General features: G+C 66.4%; 13 protein-coding genes and 2 pseudogenes. 10 read left to right on the forward strand and 5 right to left on the reverse strand.

Going from position 1 to position 17749, the window contains the following annotated elements:
- Window positions 1-26: 26 nt before the first annotated feature.
- Genes QM714_RS14640 through QM714_RS14650 form a run of 3 tightly spaced genes read right to left on the reverse strand, consistent with a single transcriptional unit; the run spans window position 27 to window position 1369 of the window.
- A complete protein-coding gene (locus QM714_RS14640; RefSeq protein ID WP_415101823.1) occupies window positions 27-566 on the reverse strand; it encodes a low molecular weight protein-tyrosine-phosphatase in 540 nt (179 codons plus the stop codon).
- A 45-nt stretch (window positions 567-611) separates the two neighbouring features.
- The gene (locus tag QM714_RS14645; protein WP_415101825.1) at window positions 612-998 is read right to left on the reverse strand and encodes a phage holin family protein; all 387 of its coding nucleotides are present in this window, start codon (window positions 996-998) and stop codon (window positions 612-614) included.
- A 56-nt stretch (window positions 999-1054) separates the two neighbouring features.
- Entirely contained in the window at window positions 1055-1369 is a 315-nt protein-coding gene (locus QM714_RS14650) for a hypothetical protein (RefSeq protein WP_415101827.1), read from the reverse strand.
- 266 nt (window positions 1370-1635) lie between these two features.
- On the opposite strand from QM714_RS14650, the gene QM714_RS14655 reads away from it, so the two are divergent.
- Together QM714_RS14655 and QM714_RS14660 are read left to right on the forward strand one after the other, a co-directional pair.
- Window positions 1636-2481, forward strand: coding sequence for an IS5 family transposase (locus tag QM714_RS14655; RefSeq protein WP_415101829.1), 846 nt, complete (start codon window positions 1636-1638; stop codon window positions 2479-2481).
- 118 nt (window positions 2482-2599) lie between these two features.
- Window positions 2600-3446: pseudogene (locus QM714_RS14660) on the forward strand (IS5 family transposase).
- 100 nt (window positions 3447-3546) lie between these two features.
- On the opposite strand, the pseudogene QM714_RS14665 reads toward QM714_RS14660, so the two are convergent.
- Both QM714_RS14665 and QM714_RS14670 read right to left on the reverse strand, forming a co-directional pair.
- A pseudogene (locus QM714_RS14665) lies at window positions 3547-4071 on the reverse strand (hypothetical protein); the annotation flags it as partial.
- A gap of 43 nt (window positions 4072-4114) precedes the next feature.
- Window positions 4115-4951 carry a GntR family transcriptional regulator gene (locus QM714_RS14670; protein ID WP_415101831.1) on the reverse strand — a complete coding sequence of 279 codons (837 nt, stop codon included), beginning with the start codon at window positions 4949-4951 and terminating at the stop codon, window positions 4115-4117.
- 209 nt (window positions 4952-5160) lie between these two features.
- Between QM714_RS14670 and QM714_RS14675 the strand changes: the two genes are divergently transcribed.
- The 8 genes from QM714_RS14675 to QM714_RS14710 all read left to right on the forward strand — a co-directional run bounded on the left by QM714_RS14675 (window position 5161) and on the right by QM714_RS14710 (window position 17550).
- Window positions 5161-5430 (forward strand): hypothetical protein, encoded by a 270-nt coding sequence (locus QM714_RS14675; RefSeq protein WP_415101833.1) that lies wholly within the window; start codon window positions 5161-5163, stop codon window positions 5428-5430.
- 565 nt (window positions 5431-5995) lie between these two features.
- On the forward strand, window positions 5996-12427 hold the full coding sequence (locus tag QM714_RS14680) for an RHS repeat-associated core domain-containing protein (RefSeq protein ID WP_415101835.1): 6432 nt from the start codon (window positions 5996-5998) through the stop codon (window positions 12425-12427).
- The gene (locus QM714_RS14685; protein WP_415101837.1) at window positions 12424-12864 is read left to right on the forward strand and encodes a hypothetical protein; all 441 of its coding nucleotides are present in this window, start codon (window positions 12424-12426) and stop codon (window positions 12862-12864) included. The genes QM714_RS14680 and QM714_RS14685 overlap by 4 nt, the downstream gene beginning before the upstream one ends.
- Window positions 12865-13376: 512 nt before the next feature.
- Entirely contained in the window at window positions 13377-15641 is a 2265-nt protein-coding gene (locus tag QM714_RS14690; RefSeq protein ID WP_415101839.1) for an RHS repeat-associated core domain-containing protein, read from the forward strand.
- A 27-nt stretch (window positions 15642-15668) separates the two neighbouring features.
- Entirely contained in the window at window positions 15669-16304 is a 636-nt protein-coding gene (locus tag QM714_RS14695) for a hypothetical protein (protein ID WP_415101841.1), read from the forward strand.
- A gap of 222 nt (window positions 16305-16526) precedes the next feature.
- The gene (locus tag QM714_RS14700) at window positions 16527-16874 is read left to right on the forward strand and encodes a hypothetical protein (RefSeq protein ID WP_415101843.1); all 348 of its coding nucleotides are present in this window, start codon (window positions 16527-16529) and stop codon (window positions 16872-16874) included.
- 173 nt (window positions 16875-17047) lie between these two features.
- Window positions 17048-17290: a hypothetical protein gene (locus QM714_RS14705; protein ID WP_415101845.1), complete on the forward strand. Its 243-nt coding sequence runs from the start codon at window positions 17048-17050 to the stop codon at window positions 17288-17290.
- A 5-nt stretch (window positions 17291-17295) separates the two neighbouring features.
- Complete coding sequence (locus QM714_RS14710; protein ID WP_415101847.1) at window positions 17296-17550, forward strand: hypothetical protein; 255 nt, start codon at window positions 17296-17298, stop codon at window positions 17548-17550.
- The last annotated feature ends 199 nt before the right edge of the window (window positions 17551-17749 follow it).

Consider the following 17749-nt stretch of genomic DNA (forward strand, 5'->3'; position numbering starts at 1 on the left):
AGGCCAGACGAACGTCAGCGATCCGGTCAGCGGTGGGGGCCCTGGCCACCGAGCTCCTCGTGGAGCACGGTGACCAGGGCGGCGCTGGTGCGCTCGATCATGGTGAGCACGTCGTCGAAGCCCTCCGGGCCGCCGTAATAGGGATCAGGCACCTCGCCGCCCGGCTGGTCGGGGTCGAAGTCCCGGAAGAGGCGGACCCGCTCGGCCAGGTCGTCGTCGTGGGCGACGTCGCCGCGGAGTTCACGCAGATGGCTGTGGTCCATGGCGAGGACAAGGTCGTAGTCGTCGGCCCAGTCCGACGCGACCTGGCGAGCGCGATGCCGGTCGGGTTGATAGCCGGCGGCGCGCAGCACGGCCGCCGCGCGCTGGTCCATCGGCTTGCCGACGTGCCACCCGCCCAATCCGGAGCTGTCGACCGCGACCCGATCAGCGAGCCCAGCCTCGACCAGCATCTGCTCCAGCACGACCTGGGCGGTGGGGGAGCGGCAGATGTTGCCGAGGCAGACCACCGAGATGCGGTACGGCGCCCCGTCGCGCGGCGCAGGCAGCCCTGCGCGATCAGGCATGCTCAACTCCACCTCTCACTGATCCGGGATCTCGGGCTGGGTCGGTCATCGGTCGTCGGTGAGGTTGCCGATCACGCTGGTCACGATGGTGATGATCAAGGAACCCCACAGCGCCGGCCAGAATCCGTCGACGTGGAAGTCGATCGAGCCCTTCCCGGCGATCCATCCGGTCAGCATCAGCATCAGGGCATTGATCACGAAGAGGAACAGTCCCAAGGTCAGGATGATGAACGGGATCGAGAGCACCTTCACGATCGGCTTCACGAACGAGGTGACCACGCCGAGGATGATCCCGACCAGGACGACCGGGAGCCATTTGTGCTCCAGCTCGGCCTGACCCGAGGTAGGCCCGCCGAACCAGATGCCGGGGATCAGCCAGGATGCCATCGCCACCGCGACGGCGTTGGCGAACAGCCAGGTCAGGAGTCTCACGGCGTCGAGCGTAGGTGATCGACCCGAACGGTCGGATCGCCGACCGAGCGACTTGCCTACGACTCAGGCCATGGGTCGTTGACCCGTGCGACGGATCGGAGGTGGTCGCGGAAGTAGGGAAGAGTGAAGGTGACAGATCCGCGTGTGCGGTTCTCGCGGATCAGTTCTGCTTTGAGTAGGCGCAGGCGGTACTGACTCGCATAGTTGGTGTCGCGGCCCATCCGCTCGGCGATATCAGCGATCTTGCTGGGCCCGGCGTCGACCGTCATGGCGTCGAGGAAAGCTCGGTCCATCGGAGAGAGATCGGCGAGCGCGCTGTCGTAGACCAGTTGACCGACCTTGCTCCGGGCGCGTTGGATGCCTTGTATCACGTGCTCAAGGGTGATCTCGTCGCTACCTCCAGCCGCGCGCCAACTGTGGAGGCCAACAAGCTGGATCAAGAACGGGTAACCCCCCGTGGCTTCCACCGCCGGGCTGACGGCTTCCGGAGCGAGGCGGCGTCCAGAGTTGCTGATCGGGATGCTTAGAGGTTCCGCCAGTAGGTGATCGGGCTGGGGGCGTGTCGGTCACCCAGGGCAGGCACGGGCCTCGGTAAAGGAAGAGGTGTCTACGCCGCCTTCCTTCCCCGAGGTGACCCGTGCCTGCCTTGCCATCTTTCATCATCGAACCGCTGTGGGACCAGTTCGCCGCGCTGATCCCCGAACACATCGAGACCCACCCCTTGGGGTGTCACAACCCACGCATCGCGGACCGGATCGTGTTCGACAAGCTGGTCCAGATCGCGGTGCTCGGCGCTGCCTACGAGCGGATCGCCGACACCACCTGCTCGGCCACCACGATCCGCAGGCGCCGCGACGATTGGATCAAGGCCGGGATCTTCGAGCAGTTGGAGCAGATCTGTTTGGACGCCTACGACCAGATCGTGGGTCTCGACCTCGAAGAGGTCACCGTCGACGGGTGCATCGTCAAGGCTCCGTGCGGCGGTGAGGCAGCCGGGAAGTCCCCGGTAGATCGGGGCAAACAGGGCACCAAGCGGTCCTTGATGACCGACGCCACGGGCATCCCGCTGGGTTGTGTGATCGCGCCGGCGAACCGGCACGACTCCCCGTTCCTGCGGCCCACACTGGAGAGGCTCGGCAGGTTCGAGACTCGGTTCGGCATCGGACTGCCAGACCAGATCACGGTGCATCTGGACGCCGGCTACGACAGCAAGGCGACCCGCGATCTACTGGCCGAGCTCGGCTGCGAGGGCGTGATCAGCAAGAAGGGATTCCCACTCCAGGCCGGTGCACGGTGGGTCGTGGAACGGACCAACTCCTGGCACAACCGCGGCTTTCGAAAGCTCCACATCTGCACCGAACGCAGAGCCCGCGTGATCGAGGCATTCATCGCACTCGCGAACTCCGCGATCATCATCCGCCGCCTCATCCGCCGAGCCTGGACCACCCACCGCTGGGACACCCGACCAGCCCGACGACCATGACCTACTGGCGGAATCTCTTAGAGGTTCCGCAGGTAGGCGCGTGTCGTTACCGAAGAACAGGCACGAGCCTCGGTAACAGAAGGGGTGTCTAACGCCGCCTTCCTTCCCCGAGGTGCTCGTGCCTGCCTTGCCATCCTCTGTCATCGAACCGGTCTGGGACCAGTTCGCCGCGCTGCTACCTGAACACATCGACACCCACCCTCTGGGCTGTCACAACCCACGTATCCCGGATCGGGTCATCTTCGACAAACTGATCCAGGTTCTCGTCTTGGGCGCCGCCTACGAACGCATCGCTGACTCCACATGTTCGGCGACCTCGATCCGCAACCGGCGCGATGAGTGGATCACGGCCGGGGTCTTCGCTCGGCTAGAGCAGATGTGCCTGGATGCCTACGACAAGATCGTGGGCCTTGACCTGGGCGACATCACGGTCGACGGGTGCATCGTCAAGGCACCCTGCGGCGGTGAAGCCGCAGGTAGATCCCCGGTAGATCGCGGGAAGCAGGGCACGAAACGCTCGCTCATGGTCGAGGCCCGCGGCATCCCGATCGGGTGCGTGGTCGCCGGGGCACACCGCAACGACTCCCCGCTGCTACGCCCGACTCTGGAGCGCCTGGCTCGCTTCGATGAGGGTCTGGGTGTCGGGCTACCCGAGGACATCACGTGCATCTGGATGCCGGCTACGACTCGGGCAAGACTCGTGAACTGCTTGAGGAGTTGGGCTGCCACGGCGTCATCAGCGCCAAGGGAACCCCACTCCAAGCAGACCAACGCTGGGTCGTGGAACGGACCAACTCCTGGCACAACCGCGGCTTCAAGAAACTCACGATCTGCGCCGAACGCCGAGCCCGCGTCATCGAGGCATTCATCGCCCTGGCCAACGCCGTCATCATCACCCGCCGGCTACTCGCCGAAGCCTGGCTAACCCACCGATGGGCCCTACACGACCAAAGCGACGCCCGTGACCTACCTGCGGAACCTCTTAGTGCAGCCTCAACCGAAGAGCGGTCGACGAGCCCAAGCTGGCGCCGGTCCGCTCGACGGAGAAAGGTCAGACCCTTTCGGTCATCCCCATCCTCGTGGCCGGGCTTGGCGCTCAGCAGATCTGCGACTTCTGCCGGCAGGCCGGCCGCGACGAAAGCGACTTGGCGGTCCTCGCGAAATGCGTGCTGGACGACGTCGCTGAGCTCGCGCATGTCTTCCAACGCTCGTCGTTGCCCACTGAGCTCGTCGAGCGTGAGCAAGATGCCGGTTCCGCCGTGAGGGGCGTTTTGCGAGCACGTCAGTGAGACGGCTCAACTGGCTGCGGAAGCTGGTCCGAGGTACGTGGAGGTCGGTGACCTCACGTTGACCACCTAGTCCTTCGGGGCCACTGACGGCCGTGACGCGGCTGGTTGTCTGTTGCGTGTCGTGCTCGCGTAGGAGTGCCGGAAGGTGCTCGTCGGTCAGCCGCCGGATAGGGCCTGGGCGCGCCGTTTCGGAGATCACCAGCCATCCGAGTTCGCGTGCGATGTGCTCGTAGGCATTCAGCATGACCGTCTTGCCCGAGCCCCTGACGCCAGTGACCAGCGTCGCTCGCTCCGGCGCCCCCGGGCCCTGCTCGAGACCTTCGCGGAAGTCGTGGAGGCTACTCTCACGGCCGACGAGCTCGGGCGGGTTCGCCCCGAATGTCGGGTAGCAAGGGTCCTTTAGTTCCTTTAGTTTCTTTCATGTCTTTAACTATGGTGACCCCCACATGATCGAGGGCCTCCTGGAGAGCGACCTCGGCGTCGGCGAGGTGGTGCTGGAGCTCCTGAACGGCTCCGTCGACGTCGTCGGCTTCGAGCAGCTCCCAGAGGTGGGCATGGGAGCCGGCCTGGTCGTGCGCATTGCGGCGGGTGCGGTCGATCTGCGCCAGCGCGACCCGCAGCTCGGCGACCAGGGACTCGGCCATCGCCACCAGCCTCGGCGACTCGGTCAGCCCGACCAGCGCCAGGTGCAGGGCCAGGTGGTGCTGGTTCATCTGCTGGTAGGACGCTCCCGCGTCGACCGCAGCCAGGTAGGTGTCGAGTGCCTCCCGCAGTCGCTCTCGCGCCTCGACCGAGGCGGTCGGCCAGGCCTGGACGCCCGCCAACTCGAGGACGCCACGCGCTCGGACCACATCGGCGATCGAGTCAGGGTCGGGAGCGGCGACACTCACGCCACGATGGGCCTCCCGAGTAGCGATCCCCTCCGCCACCAACAATCTGAGCGCCTCCCGGACGGTGGACCTGGCTACGGCCAACGAGTCGGCGATGGCCACCTCGCGCAGCGGCGTCCCGGACTCCAGCTCGCCCTCGAAGACGGCCCTCCTCAACTCGTCGGCCACCCGCTCCACGGTCGACGCCTGGTTGCCCGGTGCGGGCTGATCGACAGCTTGAGGGTTGTTGCCGGCCCCACCGGCTCCGGGGAGCGACTCGGGCGAGGAGGTGGAGTCGCCGCGGTCGGTCATGAGCCCATCTTCCCTGACCCACTCCCGATGACCCGTCCGGGCGCGCGACCTGTCGGGCGGTGCGCTCGCGGCCTTGTGGGGCTGGTGGGCCTGTTGTGACGTATCTGTCGAGGTGTGTGTCCTGATTGTTATCTGCGGCTGGTTGCCTGCTCCCGAGTCGTGGGCATACGTTCCGGTCACGCTGTGGTGCTGGGCGATGAGTTGTTGCTGTGTTGCTCGGCTTGGTTGATGAGGTGCAGATGAAGTCTCGGGTCGCCTTTGTGGGCGTGGTTTGTCTTGCGGTGCTCGGTCAGGGCCTGACGGGTGTGGCGGCGGTGGGCGTGGTTGCTGCGCCTGTCGTGATCGCGGCTGCCGATGACGGGGTGGCGCCGGTGCCGCTTGGGTCGGTGGATGAGGGGCGCGATCCTGCTGACGCGATCGAATGCTCTGTCGGGTCCGGCGTCGGTTCCGGGGGAGGCGTCGGGTGTGGTCGAGCCTGATGCGGGGTGGACCCGGGTGGCGGGGATGCCGGTCTCGATCCGGACCGATCCCGATGCCCCTGACCCCGAGCCTGGGCCCGCAGACCCTGAGCCCGGGGACCCTGGCGCGTCGGATTCTGATGCTGTTGGGGAGGGTGGTTCGAGCGCGCCGCCGGTCTCGGCGACTGGTGCTGGGGTGGTGGTCCCGGCGGTTGCGGTGATGGCTGACCCGACCGGGTCGCCGAGTGGTGCGGATCCGTCGGGGAGCGGTTCGGAGACTGCGGAGCCTGGTGAGTCGGGGGATGGCTCGGAGGAGACGGCGGTCGAGGTGAGCTTGTCGACCGGCGACGAGCTGGCGGACGCGGCGGTGGTGTTGCAGCTGGACCCGGCTGACTCAGAGCCCGTCGACTCGTCGTCCTCGTCGTCGCCGTCAGAGTCGAGCTCACCCGGACCGTCTGCCGGACCGTCTGCCGGACCTTCTGTTGGGCCGTCTGCTGGGCCCTCGCCGGACTCGCCGTCTACCGGACCCCAGCCATCTGGGCCGGGGTCGTCTGGTCCGGGGTCGTCTGGTCCGGGGTCGTCTGGGGTGGTCGATGATGTGGAGGTTCGGCTGTCCTATGGGGGGTTTGCGAGCCTGTTCGGCGGGGCGTGGGCGGACCGGCTGGTGGTGACGGCCTACCCGGCGTGCTATCTGCGGACTCCGGAGTTGTCGGAGTGTTCGGTGGGGGTGCCGGTGCCGGCGGTGAACACCTTCGACGCTGACACGTTGGAGTTCTCCACTGTCGATGCGCAGGCGGCGATCGAGGCGGCCGCGGCGACGGACCCGCTGGTGGCTGAGGGCTTCGGTGTGACGCCGGATGTCCCGTTGGGGCCGACGCCATCGGAGTCCCCCTCACCGTCGGGCTCTTCGTCGGATTCTTCGTTGGATTCTCTGTCTTCATCCGAGTCGCCGGCGGCGTGGGGCTTGGATGCGGCGGCGCGGGGCTTGGTGTCGGTGGCGGGGTTGATGGCGGCTGCGCCGTCAGGCACGGGTGGGTCGGTGTATGTGACCTCGGGTGGTGCGGGGAACTATGGTGCGACGCCGTTGAATCCGTCGGCTGGGTGGCAGGTCTCGGCGGGGTCGGGGGAGTTCACCTATTCCTATGACTTCGCGTTGCCGCCGGCTCTGGGTGGGGAGGCGCCGGGGTTGGGGTTGTCGTACTCGTCGGGTTCGGTGGACGGGATGACGTTGGCGGAGAACTCCCAGGCGACGCCCGCGGGTCTGGGTTGGGATCTGTCGACGTCGTACATCACTCGGGACTATGGCTCGTGTGCGAAGGATGGCAACCCGGCCAAGGGTGATCTGTGCTGGATCACCAAGCAGAACAAGCTGGTCGACCGGTTGAGGTTGGTGATGGGCGGGAAGTCGTCGGTGCTGGTGTTTTGGAAGCAGATGCACGACCAGCAGTCGGACCGTGACGTCGACGTGTATCGGATGCGGCAGGACCCGGGGTGGCGGATCGTCCGGTTCTCCCACCTCGATGGTGCGGCGCCGATGGATTATCCGTTCACCAACCCGGACAACAACGAGGAGGGATTCCGGGTCGAGACACCGGACGGTTCGACGTACTGGTTCGGGAAGCGGGCGGGGGCGTCGAACTCGGTGTGGACGGTGCCGGTCTTCGGCAACGACGCCGACGAGCCGTGCCATGCCTCGTCGGCTGCGGCCTCGTGGTGTCAGCAGGCGTGGCGGTGGAACCTGGACCTGGTCACCGATGGGTTCGGCAACCGGGTGGAGTACGACTACGCCAAGCAGACCAACTACTACTCGCGGTGGGCGAGCTATGCCAACAAGCAGGTCTATGACCGGGGCGGCTATCTGTCGAGGATCTCCTACGGGTTCACCCAGTCCCCGGACCATGAGGGCGACCAGATCGCCCGGCAGATCGTGGACATCTCCACGCGGGACCGGTGTGTGCAGAAGCTGGAGAACCCGGAGGCGAGCTGTGATGGTCCACGGGCCACGCCGGGCAAGTGGCCTGATGTGCCCTCGGACCTGATCTGTGATGCCAACGACCAGTGCGACAACGCCTCGCCGTCGTTCTTCTCGACCAAGCGGTACTACCAGGTCAAGACCAAGACGGTCCAGGGCAGGTCGTCGCCGAACACGCGGCTGGTGGACACCTACACGCTGGCGCACACGATGCCCGACCCCGACGGCTCGGGTGGGAGCAATCCTGATGAGCCGGATCTGTGGTTGAACCAGATCCTGCACACCGGCAACGCCGGGGGTGCGGATACCTCGGTGCCGGCGGTCAACTTCAACGCGGTCGCCTTGCGGAACCGGGTGGCGCTGTTGGGTGGCAGCAACCGGACGATGTTCAAGTTCCGTGTTGACGAGGTCCGCAACGAGACCGGTGGGAAGGTCCAGGTCGTCTACGGTCATGGCGGCACGGCCTGCGACACCGGCTACGTCGATGGCCGGGATCGGTGGGACTCCTCGCGGGAGTGCTTCCCGCAGAAGTACGCCCCGCCGTCGGGCAGCGCGCATTGGGAGTGGTTCCACAAGTATGTCGTGACCCGGGTCGCGTTGTCCGATGTCGCGTTGGGCTACCAGCTGGGCATGGGTGCGGGGCCGTTGAACAGCCCGGCCCGGATGCGGGTATACGACTACGAGTACCGCGGCGACCCGGCCTGGCGGTACCTGCGCTCGCCGAACACCGATGATGCCGAGGAGTCGTGGAACGACTGGCGCGGCTACGCCGAGACCATCATCCACACCCGCAAGGTCAACGACTCCCAGCAGATCGTGTCCGGAGACCTGTCCCAGCGGCGGGTGCTGGTGTTTCGGGGGATGGCGCAGTCGAAGAAGAACAACAACAACGACTACGGCGACGTCAAGCTGGACACCGTCGAGTACGACTCGAACGCCAACGAGCCCGTCGACCACGGCTACTTCCAGGGCATGGTCGCCGAGGAGGGTGTGCGCGACCAGGATGGCTCGTGGCGGACCCGGACCTACCACGACTACTCCCCGATCAAGACCGTGGACTCCGGCGACACTGTGGACGCCCGGATCGTCGGTGAGACCGAGACCCGCTACCACGTCCGGAACGGCTCGGACATGCTGACCCGGACGGTGAGCACCGACTACAACGACTTCGACGATGTGGTCCGCAACGTGCTGATCGGCACGGTCGCGAAGGTGACCGACCACTCTTATGGCACCACCCAGACCACTGGCGAGGAGACCCGCTGCACCACCACCAGCTGGGAGGCCGGCATCAACGACGGCTGGGTCCAGGCAGCCAAGGAGACCACCAGCTATGACGGAGGCTGCAGCGGCGCCTTGGCAGCCAGACAGCAGTGGTTCTACGGTGACGAGGACCCGACCGACCCGCTGGCGCCGGGCACTGATCTGGAGCGTCCGGCCCCAACCGCGATCCGCACCCAGCTCATCGCCTTGAACACCGTGCCCGGTGCGCCGGAATGGTCGACGGTGAAGACGAAGTACGACACCTATGGCCGGACCACGAAGACCACCGACCCGCTGGGCCACGTGGTGGACACCACCTACAACAACGGCTCCAACAGCGGTTCGAACACCCAGCACGACCTGCTCACGATGGTCACCACCAGCGAGCCGCTGACCCATGGCCAGACCGCGGTCAACCTCACCGAGCTGGGTCCCTACCGGGGGCTGCCCAACCAGGTCACCGACGCCAACGGGCAGGTCGCCAAGGTGTCCTATGACGGGCTGGGCCGGTTGACCGAGGTCCGCAAGCCCGGCAACCACACCGGCGATCCGAGCATCGCCTACGCCTACCAGGTCTCGGCCACCGCACCGTCCTCGGTGGTCACCACCGCCCGGCGCACCGACAGCGTCAACGACACCACCCGGGTCTTCTACGACGGCTGGGGCCGGGAGCTGGAGACCCACACCGACTCGGTCAACGACCCAGGAGAGCGGCTCGTCGCGGCCACCGGGTACGACGCCCAGGGCCTGGTCGCCTACAGCTACCACAGTGTTCGGACCACCACGCCAGGCGTGCTGTTGAACCGGTCGGTCGGCGACGTGGCCGACAACGCGCGCGGCCTGGACATCACCGAGAACACCTACGACGCCCTGGGCCGGACCGTGACCAGCAAGGTCTACGGACTCGACAGCGCCGGCAACATGGTCACCAGCTACGACTACGCCGGCAACCAGACCACCGTCATCGCCCCGACCACGACCACCGGCGCCACCAGGACCTGGTCCGACGGCTGGGGCAACACGCTGCGCCTCGAGCTGGCCAAGGACCACGACGGCAACGGCAACGCGATCGGACAACGGGCCGACTACACCTACGACGCCGCCAACCGGCTGACCAAGATCACCAGCGACCTCACCGAGGCCACCGGCGACAGCCCGGTGTCGTGGACCTACGGCTACGACATGGCTGGCCGGCGGACCACCTCGACCGACCCCGACACCGGCACCACCACCTACACCTACGACCCGGCCGGCAACACCACCAGCGTGGAGACCTCAGAAGACCCCAAGGTCGCCACCAGCTACGACAAGCTCGGCCGGCCCACCAAGCGGTACCTCGGCGACGAAGGCGCCACCACCGTCGCGGACGAGGACCTGCTGGCCACCTGGGACTACGACGCCGCCACCGGGGTGACCAACCCGCTGGGCCGCCAGGTCGCCAGCACCTCCTACACCTCGGCGGGCCAGTTCACCACCAAGCCCACCGGCTACGACAACCGTGGCCGAGCCACCGGCTCGACGACCAGCTTCCCCGCCTCCTGGGTCGGCGGATCCTCCGGCACGACCAGCTACACCGTCGACCTGGACTACAACAACCTCGACCAGGTCACCAGCACCTCCTACCCCGCGGCGTTCGACCTGCCCGCCGCGACGGTTGCGACCAGCTACACCGCCAGCGGCGACGCCTACAACAAGTCGACCTACACCACCACCGCGAACCCCGGCGCGGTCACCACGCTCGGGTCCGCCGGCTACAGCGACCGCAACCAGCCGACCAGCCTGACCAGCAACGGCGTGCCCAACACCGTGGGCAGCACCACGCTGAAGCGGACCTACGCCTGGGAGACCAGGACCGGGCGGCTAGCCGGCCTGACTGCGAAGAACACCACCAACCCCAACAATCCGGTCACCATCGCCGACTACGCCTACACCTACTACCGGTCGGGGAACCCGACCACCATCACCAACACCGTGCCCGCCGCCGGCGGCGGCACCGCCTCGGGACAGTGGTGCTACACCTACGACTGGGCAGGACGGCTCGCGACCGCTGCCACCGGCGTGACCGGTGACCCCCAAACGTGCGTGGCCCCCAGCGGCCAGGGGCAGGCCGATGCGGTCCTCGCCGCGACCGGCGCGCAGGCGTACCGCCTCGAGTACGGCTACGACGTGGACAAGCTGACCAGCGTGACCGCCGGGCAGCCGAACACCCCGGGCACCGACACCGCCACCTACACCTACACCACCGGCGGCCACCAGGCCGAGCAGATCACCACCCCCGCCGGGATCGCTGCTGCGATCGGGGTGCCCACCGACGGGAACCTCGCCTACGACGACCAGGGCCGCATCACCACCTGGACCCCCGACACCGGGCCCGAGCTGTCCTACGGCTACGACGACCAGGGCAACCTCGCCCAGACCAGCACCGTGGCCGGGGACTGGAACTCGACCGCCGGTGATGGCGACACCCGCACCACCAACGCCTACGACACCGACGGGATCCGGGTGCTGCGCCAACACACGGTCCGCAGTCTCGACGCCGAAGGAGATCCGGTCGACCAAACCATCTCCACGGTCTACCTCGGTGACCTCGAGATCACCCACACCCCCGCCACCGACACCGATCCGGAGTCAGTGACCGCGACCCGGCACTACACCACCCCGGGCGGCACGCCGCTAGCCGACCAGAGTGTCATCAAGACCGGCGCCAGCGCCGCGGTCGAGACCTGGACCTGGTTGTTCACCGACCCCCAACACTCAGTGCGGGCCACGATGACCAACACCGCCGCCGCGGCCGTCGAGACGTTCGACTACACCCCCTACGGCGACCCCGTCGGCGGGAACGACCAGGCCACCCTCCCCGCCGAGCGGGGCTACCTCGACCACACCCACGACCCCGGCGGCGACATCCGCCTCGACCACCGCACCTACGACCCCACCCTGAACATCCTCACCACACCCGACCCCATCCTGATCGCAGGCAACCCCCAGTCCCTCAACCCCTACGCCTACGCACTCAACAACCCCATCAGCTTCAGTGACCCCACGGGCCTGATCTGCACCGCCAACCCCGAGATCGCATGCCCTTCGACGGACCTTCACAACGAGCCCAGTCACTCAGACCCACCCGGCGATCCCGACGATCCGGGAACAAACACCGGGGACACGCCAGGAATACCCCCCACTCCGGCCAGCCCGAATCCTGCCGTCCCCGACTGGCTGTATCGCACTCCTCCGGCGCAGTCCCCTTCGGTGACTCCCGGGTCCGAAGAGGATGCGGAGGAGGCGTACGAAGAAATTCTGGAGTTCTGGCGCACGGCCCTTGGCTCCAGCGGGAAGGGGTGTCCAGAATGCGCCGACACGTTCGGGGAGCGCCTTGCGGCGGCGTCTCCGTTCGCACCCCTGGCCGGTGTGCAGCATGGCATCAGCCTCCAGAACATGGCACTCACGGAATACGCTGGTGCCGCTGGGCATCAGGTCACCAAGTACCTTGGCCCAGCCGGGGGTGTGGTGTACCAACTCGGCGCAGACCGCAACAGGGACGACCTGCATCCTGTCCAGAAGTACGGAACCCGCCCCGCTCTTCAGGGACTGATCGCCAGCGGCTCGGACACAGCCGGAGTGATGGTTGCCGGCGCTACGTGCTTCGGCGCCGTAACGTGCGCGGTAGCGCCGGCCACGGGCGCAGGGGTGGCCACCAGCATCGACATGGGCGTGAACATGGGCGTGGACTACGCCACGGATTACATCTCGCCTGTGCGCTGGCTCCTCGGGGACTGGATGTGACGAGCCGTCAGTTTCGTAAGCGGGATGTGGTGCTGACTGTCATCCTGTTATCTGTGGGCGCGACCGGTCCGCAACTCGCAGCTCTCGATCAGGTCACCGATGGCGGCTGGTCCTGGCGATGGGTTGCGGGGTCCGCCCTGGGGGCGGCAGCCATGGTCACGCTGGGCGCCCTTCTGGGGGTTCGGCTCGCACGGGCGAGCATGCGCAAGTACGGGTTAGAGCTGCTGACCCCCAAGGGCCCTAGTTCGGGCTTCGGCCTGATTGCGACCGCTGTCGGCGCACCGCTGGCGCCGGTCGTCGTTGCTGCTGGGGTGGGGTGGCTGTTCGGGCTCGCCGCCTTCTTATGGCTCTTCCTGGGGATCTTCGTTCCTCTCGCTCGGTTGAGACTGCGCCGGCAGGAGGCAGAGAATGACCGGCTGAAGGCAGATAATGAATAGACCGCCGCGACGGCGTGAATGCTCCCAAGCCTCGCGGGTGGCCGTCGTCGGAGGACCGGCCGATCGTGAAGAGCTCGGAACAGTTCGGGATGGCTGGATGACGTTGCGCCACACCCGGTTCCGGCGTGATGTCGCTGAGTTCCTGGCCGATGCGAGCCCGAGAGACCTGTCCTTGACGTTCCCTCAGACTTCCGCCGACCGGGATCGGTAGAGGTTCGACGGGCGCCAAAGGATCCAGGCGTCCACCCACACCACGAATGATCCTGCGGGTCGGTGCCTGGGGTATGCGATCGGGTGGGCCAGCCGGGGACACAGGGCGGGCGTCGTCGTACCCAAGGGTGGGGACTTCGATGATGCTCATCGGACCGCTGCACGACCTCGCCTCTGCTGCTGGTCTGGGTGTTCAGCGTTGCTTCTGCTGACCAGCGCGCACCACTTGCTGGGAGATCGATCCTCGGTCCCGCATCGTGTCAAACAGCCCCCTCAGGTGAGGTCGCTGCAATGATCGGAAGATGAGCACGGCGAGCCAAGGAGGGCCCAGCAGACGCAGGCTGGTTCTCGTCCTGGCCGTCCTCATCGGGCTGCTGGGCGCCTCGTTGAGCATCGCCGCTGATGCGTCAGCCGCTACCAGCCCTGGTGCCGGTGATCCGCAGACCTGTGTGCCACCTGATGGGCAGGGGCAGGCCGATGCGGTCCTCGCCGCGACCGGCGCGCAGGCGTACCGGCTGGAGTACGGCTACGACGTGGACAAGCTGACCAGCGTGACCGCTGGGCAGCCGAACACCCCGGGCACCGACACCGCCACCTACACCTACCACACCGGCGGCCACCAGGCCGAGCAGATCACCACCCCCGCCGGGATCGCTGCTGCGATCGGGGTGCCCACCGACGGGAACCTCGCCTACGACGACCAGGGCCGCATCACCACCTGGACCCCCGACACCGGGCCCGAGCTGTCCTACGGCTACGACGACCAGGGCAACCTCGCCCAGACCAGCACCGTGGCCGGGGACTGGAACTCGACCGCCGGTGATGGCGACACCCGCACCAGCAACGCCTACGACACCGACGGGATCCGGGTGCTGCGCCAACACACGGTCCGCAGTCTCGACGCCGAAGGAGATCCGGTCGACCAAACCACCTCCACGGTCTACCTCGGTGACCTCGAGATCACCCACACCCCCGCCACCGACACCGATCCGGAGTCAGTGACCGCGACCCGGCACTACACCACCCCGGGCGGCACGCCGCTAGCCGACCAGAGTGTCATCAAGACCGGCGCCAGCGCCGCGGTCGAGACCTGGACCTGGTTGTTCACCGACCCCCAACACTCAGTGCGGGCCACGATGACCAACACCGCCGCCGCGGCCGTCGAGACGTTCGACTACACCCCCTACGGCGACCCCGTCGGCGGGAACGACCAGGCCACCCTCCCCGCCGAGCGGGGCTACCTCGACCACACCCACGACCCCGGCGGCGACATCCGCCTCGACCACCGCACCTACGACCCCACCCTGAACATCCTCACCACCCCCGACCCCCTCCTCGTGCCAGGCGACCCCCAGTCCCTCAACCCCTACGCCTACGCACTCAACAACCCCATCAGCTTCAGTGACCCCACGGGCCTGATCTGCACCGCCAACCCCGAGATCGCATGCCCTCCGAGGGACCTTCACAACGAGCCCAGTCACTCAGACCCACCAGGAGATACCCCCGGGGACACCCCGGACGACGGCGGAAGTGATACGGGAATAAACGGCATCTCCGGATACACCGGGGATGGGATAACTGACATCTACACCTACGTGCAACTGCTGCACATCCGGTACTACCAGCAGACCGGATGCACTGAGGACGACTACGTCTGCCAGTATCAAAACGGCCCGTACGAGATGTATGCGTTTTCGAACGCGCTCGTCGACAGCGGTGCACTCGAGGCCCTCACAGCAATGACCGACGGCATGGACACTGTTATGCGCGCCGGCTTTGACTACAAGCAGTGTTACCCGGTCAAGATCGGCTGTGTCGTTGAACTCGGGACGACAGCCTTTCCTGTCGGAAAGGTCGGCAAGCTAGGCAAAGTGGGCTGGATGGCCGCAAAGGGCGTGGATGACAGCGTTGACCTATACCGCCACGTCAGTCCCGGCGAACTCGCTGACATTGGGAAGAACGGATTCCGACCCGGCCCGAACTCGCTGGGCGGCAAGTGGTTCGCCGAATCCGGAGAGCATGCATCGCAATGGGGTCGAGTCCTCAACAACGGCGAAGGGTCGATAGTCAAGGTTCGAGTCCCCCGGCTCGTTCGCCGACCAGCTCATGCGACTCGAGAAACTCGACGGGATCGGACCTGCGCGCTACGTCGAGCCGCACCAACTCGACATGCTGAACCGCTTCGGACGGGAGGTCTGGTAGTGGCAACCTGGCCGGGCAAGGTCCGATTCCTGACAGCCGAGGAGGGCGGCAGGCGCTCGGGCGCGCCTCCTGGCCCGACCTACATGGCCACAGCAGCCCCGGCACTGGGTGGGGAAGAGGAGCTTCTGCCTGACTGGCCAGCGACAGGACCGCAGTTCAGTGTGGTGCTGGAGTTGCTCGGAAGTCCGGGCGCGGACGGATGGACGGCAGCGTCCATCCGGGAGCTCGTCGAGGGTGCGCCCGGCTCTGAGGCACTGTCCGCTGGCGCCGAACTGGTCGTCCTCGAGGGGCCCCAGGAAGTCGCCCGCATGTTCATCGATCCCGCCGAGGGCAGACGCGAAGGCAATCTACGCCAACTACCCTGAAATCCTTGAGGCGATGGGACTCGACTGATGACCTTGTCGGAGTACACATTCCTGTTCTTGATCCGGACTCGTGGTTGGCCGTGGCCGGTGGACTCGTGGGGTCTGTCGGCGATGTATGGCGAGGACGGCTGGTGCCACGGCTGTGGCATGCCGTCGGGCCCGCAGGTCGGGCCGTTGACGCTGCAGACCCGCGGGATGCGCTCGGCCAATGGTGTCTTCGTTCCCAACTGGCGTCTCGATGAGTACTGCGTGAGTGAGCCGATAGCGGAGGAACTGCGAACACGCTTCGGGGTGGAGTTGCGTGAGGTGGGTTGGCACACCAAACCCAAGGGGACCGCGTATCAGATCGTGGCGCCGGTTGCGGAGTACTCGTGGTATGACCCCGACCAGCTCCGCGAGCTGCTGATCGCTAGGCATGGAGTGACCGGGGCCACGTGTGGCACGTGTGAGCGGTGGCGGTGGATGTCGCTGGGCGACGAGAGTGCTCCCGAGCCTCGTGGGTGGCCGTCGTCGGAGGACCGGCCGATCGTGAAGAGCTCGGAACAGTTCGGGGATGGCTGGATGACGTTGCGTCACACCCGTTTCCGGCGTGATGTCGCTGAGTTCCTGGCCGATGCGAGCCCGAGAGACCTGTCCCTGACCGTTCCCCCGGACTTCCACTGACCGTGGCCTCGCCAAGACTCAGCAGCCGGCATTGAGCCCGCTGAATACGGGCTGGGAGATCTCATGACTTTGACGTCGGAAGGGACATGGACGCCGCATGTTTGGCCCTGATCTGAGATGAGAAGACTCGCTGCCGTCTTGTGCCTGGTTCTGCTGATGGCGGGCTGTTCGGCGCCGGATGATCGGCGCCTGTCGGGGTCGAGCATGGGTTTGGACGATGCGGTGGAGAACACCAAGTTGGAGCTTCCTGAGGGTGTGCGAGTCGAGAAGTTTTATGCCGACGCTGGTTTCCAGGCGTCTGTCTATGACTTCCTGCTGGAGATGCCGTGCGACGGGATTGGCGAGTTCGCCGCGGCGAACAGACTGACGCCGCCTAGCCGCGACCGACTCCTCGTGGGGAGCTACCTGCACCAAGCCATGGCAAGTCACAAGTGGCTGCGGCACCAAGACCCGTTCATCAAGGCCCACGGCAATGCTGACGTCCTCGACAACCGGTACTTGGGTGTCTCGGTGGAGGATGTCCGCCTAGGCGGTTCGTGCACGGTCGTCTACACGATTGTGCGCGATTGATCCGGCCCGTCGTGGACTCTGGGCTGGCGACTTGGTGGGCGCTGAGTTGCGGGGATCTGGAGCGGCTTCGGCTGGCGGGTCGTATCCTCACGTGACGGCGACGCCGTCGCGCTTCTCTGCTTCACACCTGGGAGGAGACTGTTCTGAGAGCCTTCGCTCGCGGGCTGTATGCCGTGCTGCTCCTGGTGGTCCGGGCCCTCTTGGCCTGGGTCTACCTGCCCGTGGGTGCGGTCATCTGGGCGATCGGGCAGGGTCGTGGAGGGCCTTGGGATGTCGGAGTCACTCGCTTCTTGCGGTGGATCGACGCGAACGTCGTGGTCGCCATGCGCAGGCCAGCCCGCTGGTTGTTCGACGAGCCAGCCGACTGGGTTGATCTATCGGACCCCGTCCTTGACGACTACCGAATCTTGCCCTGACCGCGGTGGACGATGGCCAGAAGAGCGCTCGATTCGCCATCGACTATGAACGCATGGCGCGACATCATCGGCTGGTTGTCGCGGGCGTGGTGTCCTTCTGGGCGATGGTGTTCTTGGCTATCAAGACGTTCCATCATTCGCCGGTAGTGAGCGGCTTGTTGGCACTCAACGCGGTTCTGATCGTCTTGTCGTTCCTGTCGTGGGCGTCGGCGGCCCCGCCAGGCAAGGGGATCGTGACGCTCGTGAAGCGGTGGTACTGAGCACCTCAGCTGTACATCTTCGCCTTCTGGCTGGGAAGTGTGGTGCTCAGCAAGTGAAGGTCTGGCCGCTGGGGGAGTGGCTGTGACGAGCCATCAGTTCCGTAGGCGGGACATGGTGCTTCTCGTGGTCCTGATCCCAGGGCCCCGGAAAGGTCGGCTGGCGGGGCTGTGACCTGGGGAAACGTGTGGGTGAGACCGG

This window comes from Nocardioides sp. (assembly GCF_047602075.1).
Taxonomy (GTDB): Bacteria; Actinomycetota; Actinomycetes; order Propionibacteriales; family Nocardioidaceae; genus Nocardioides.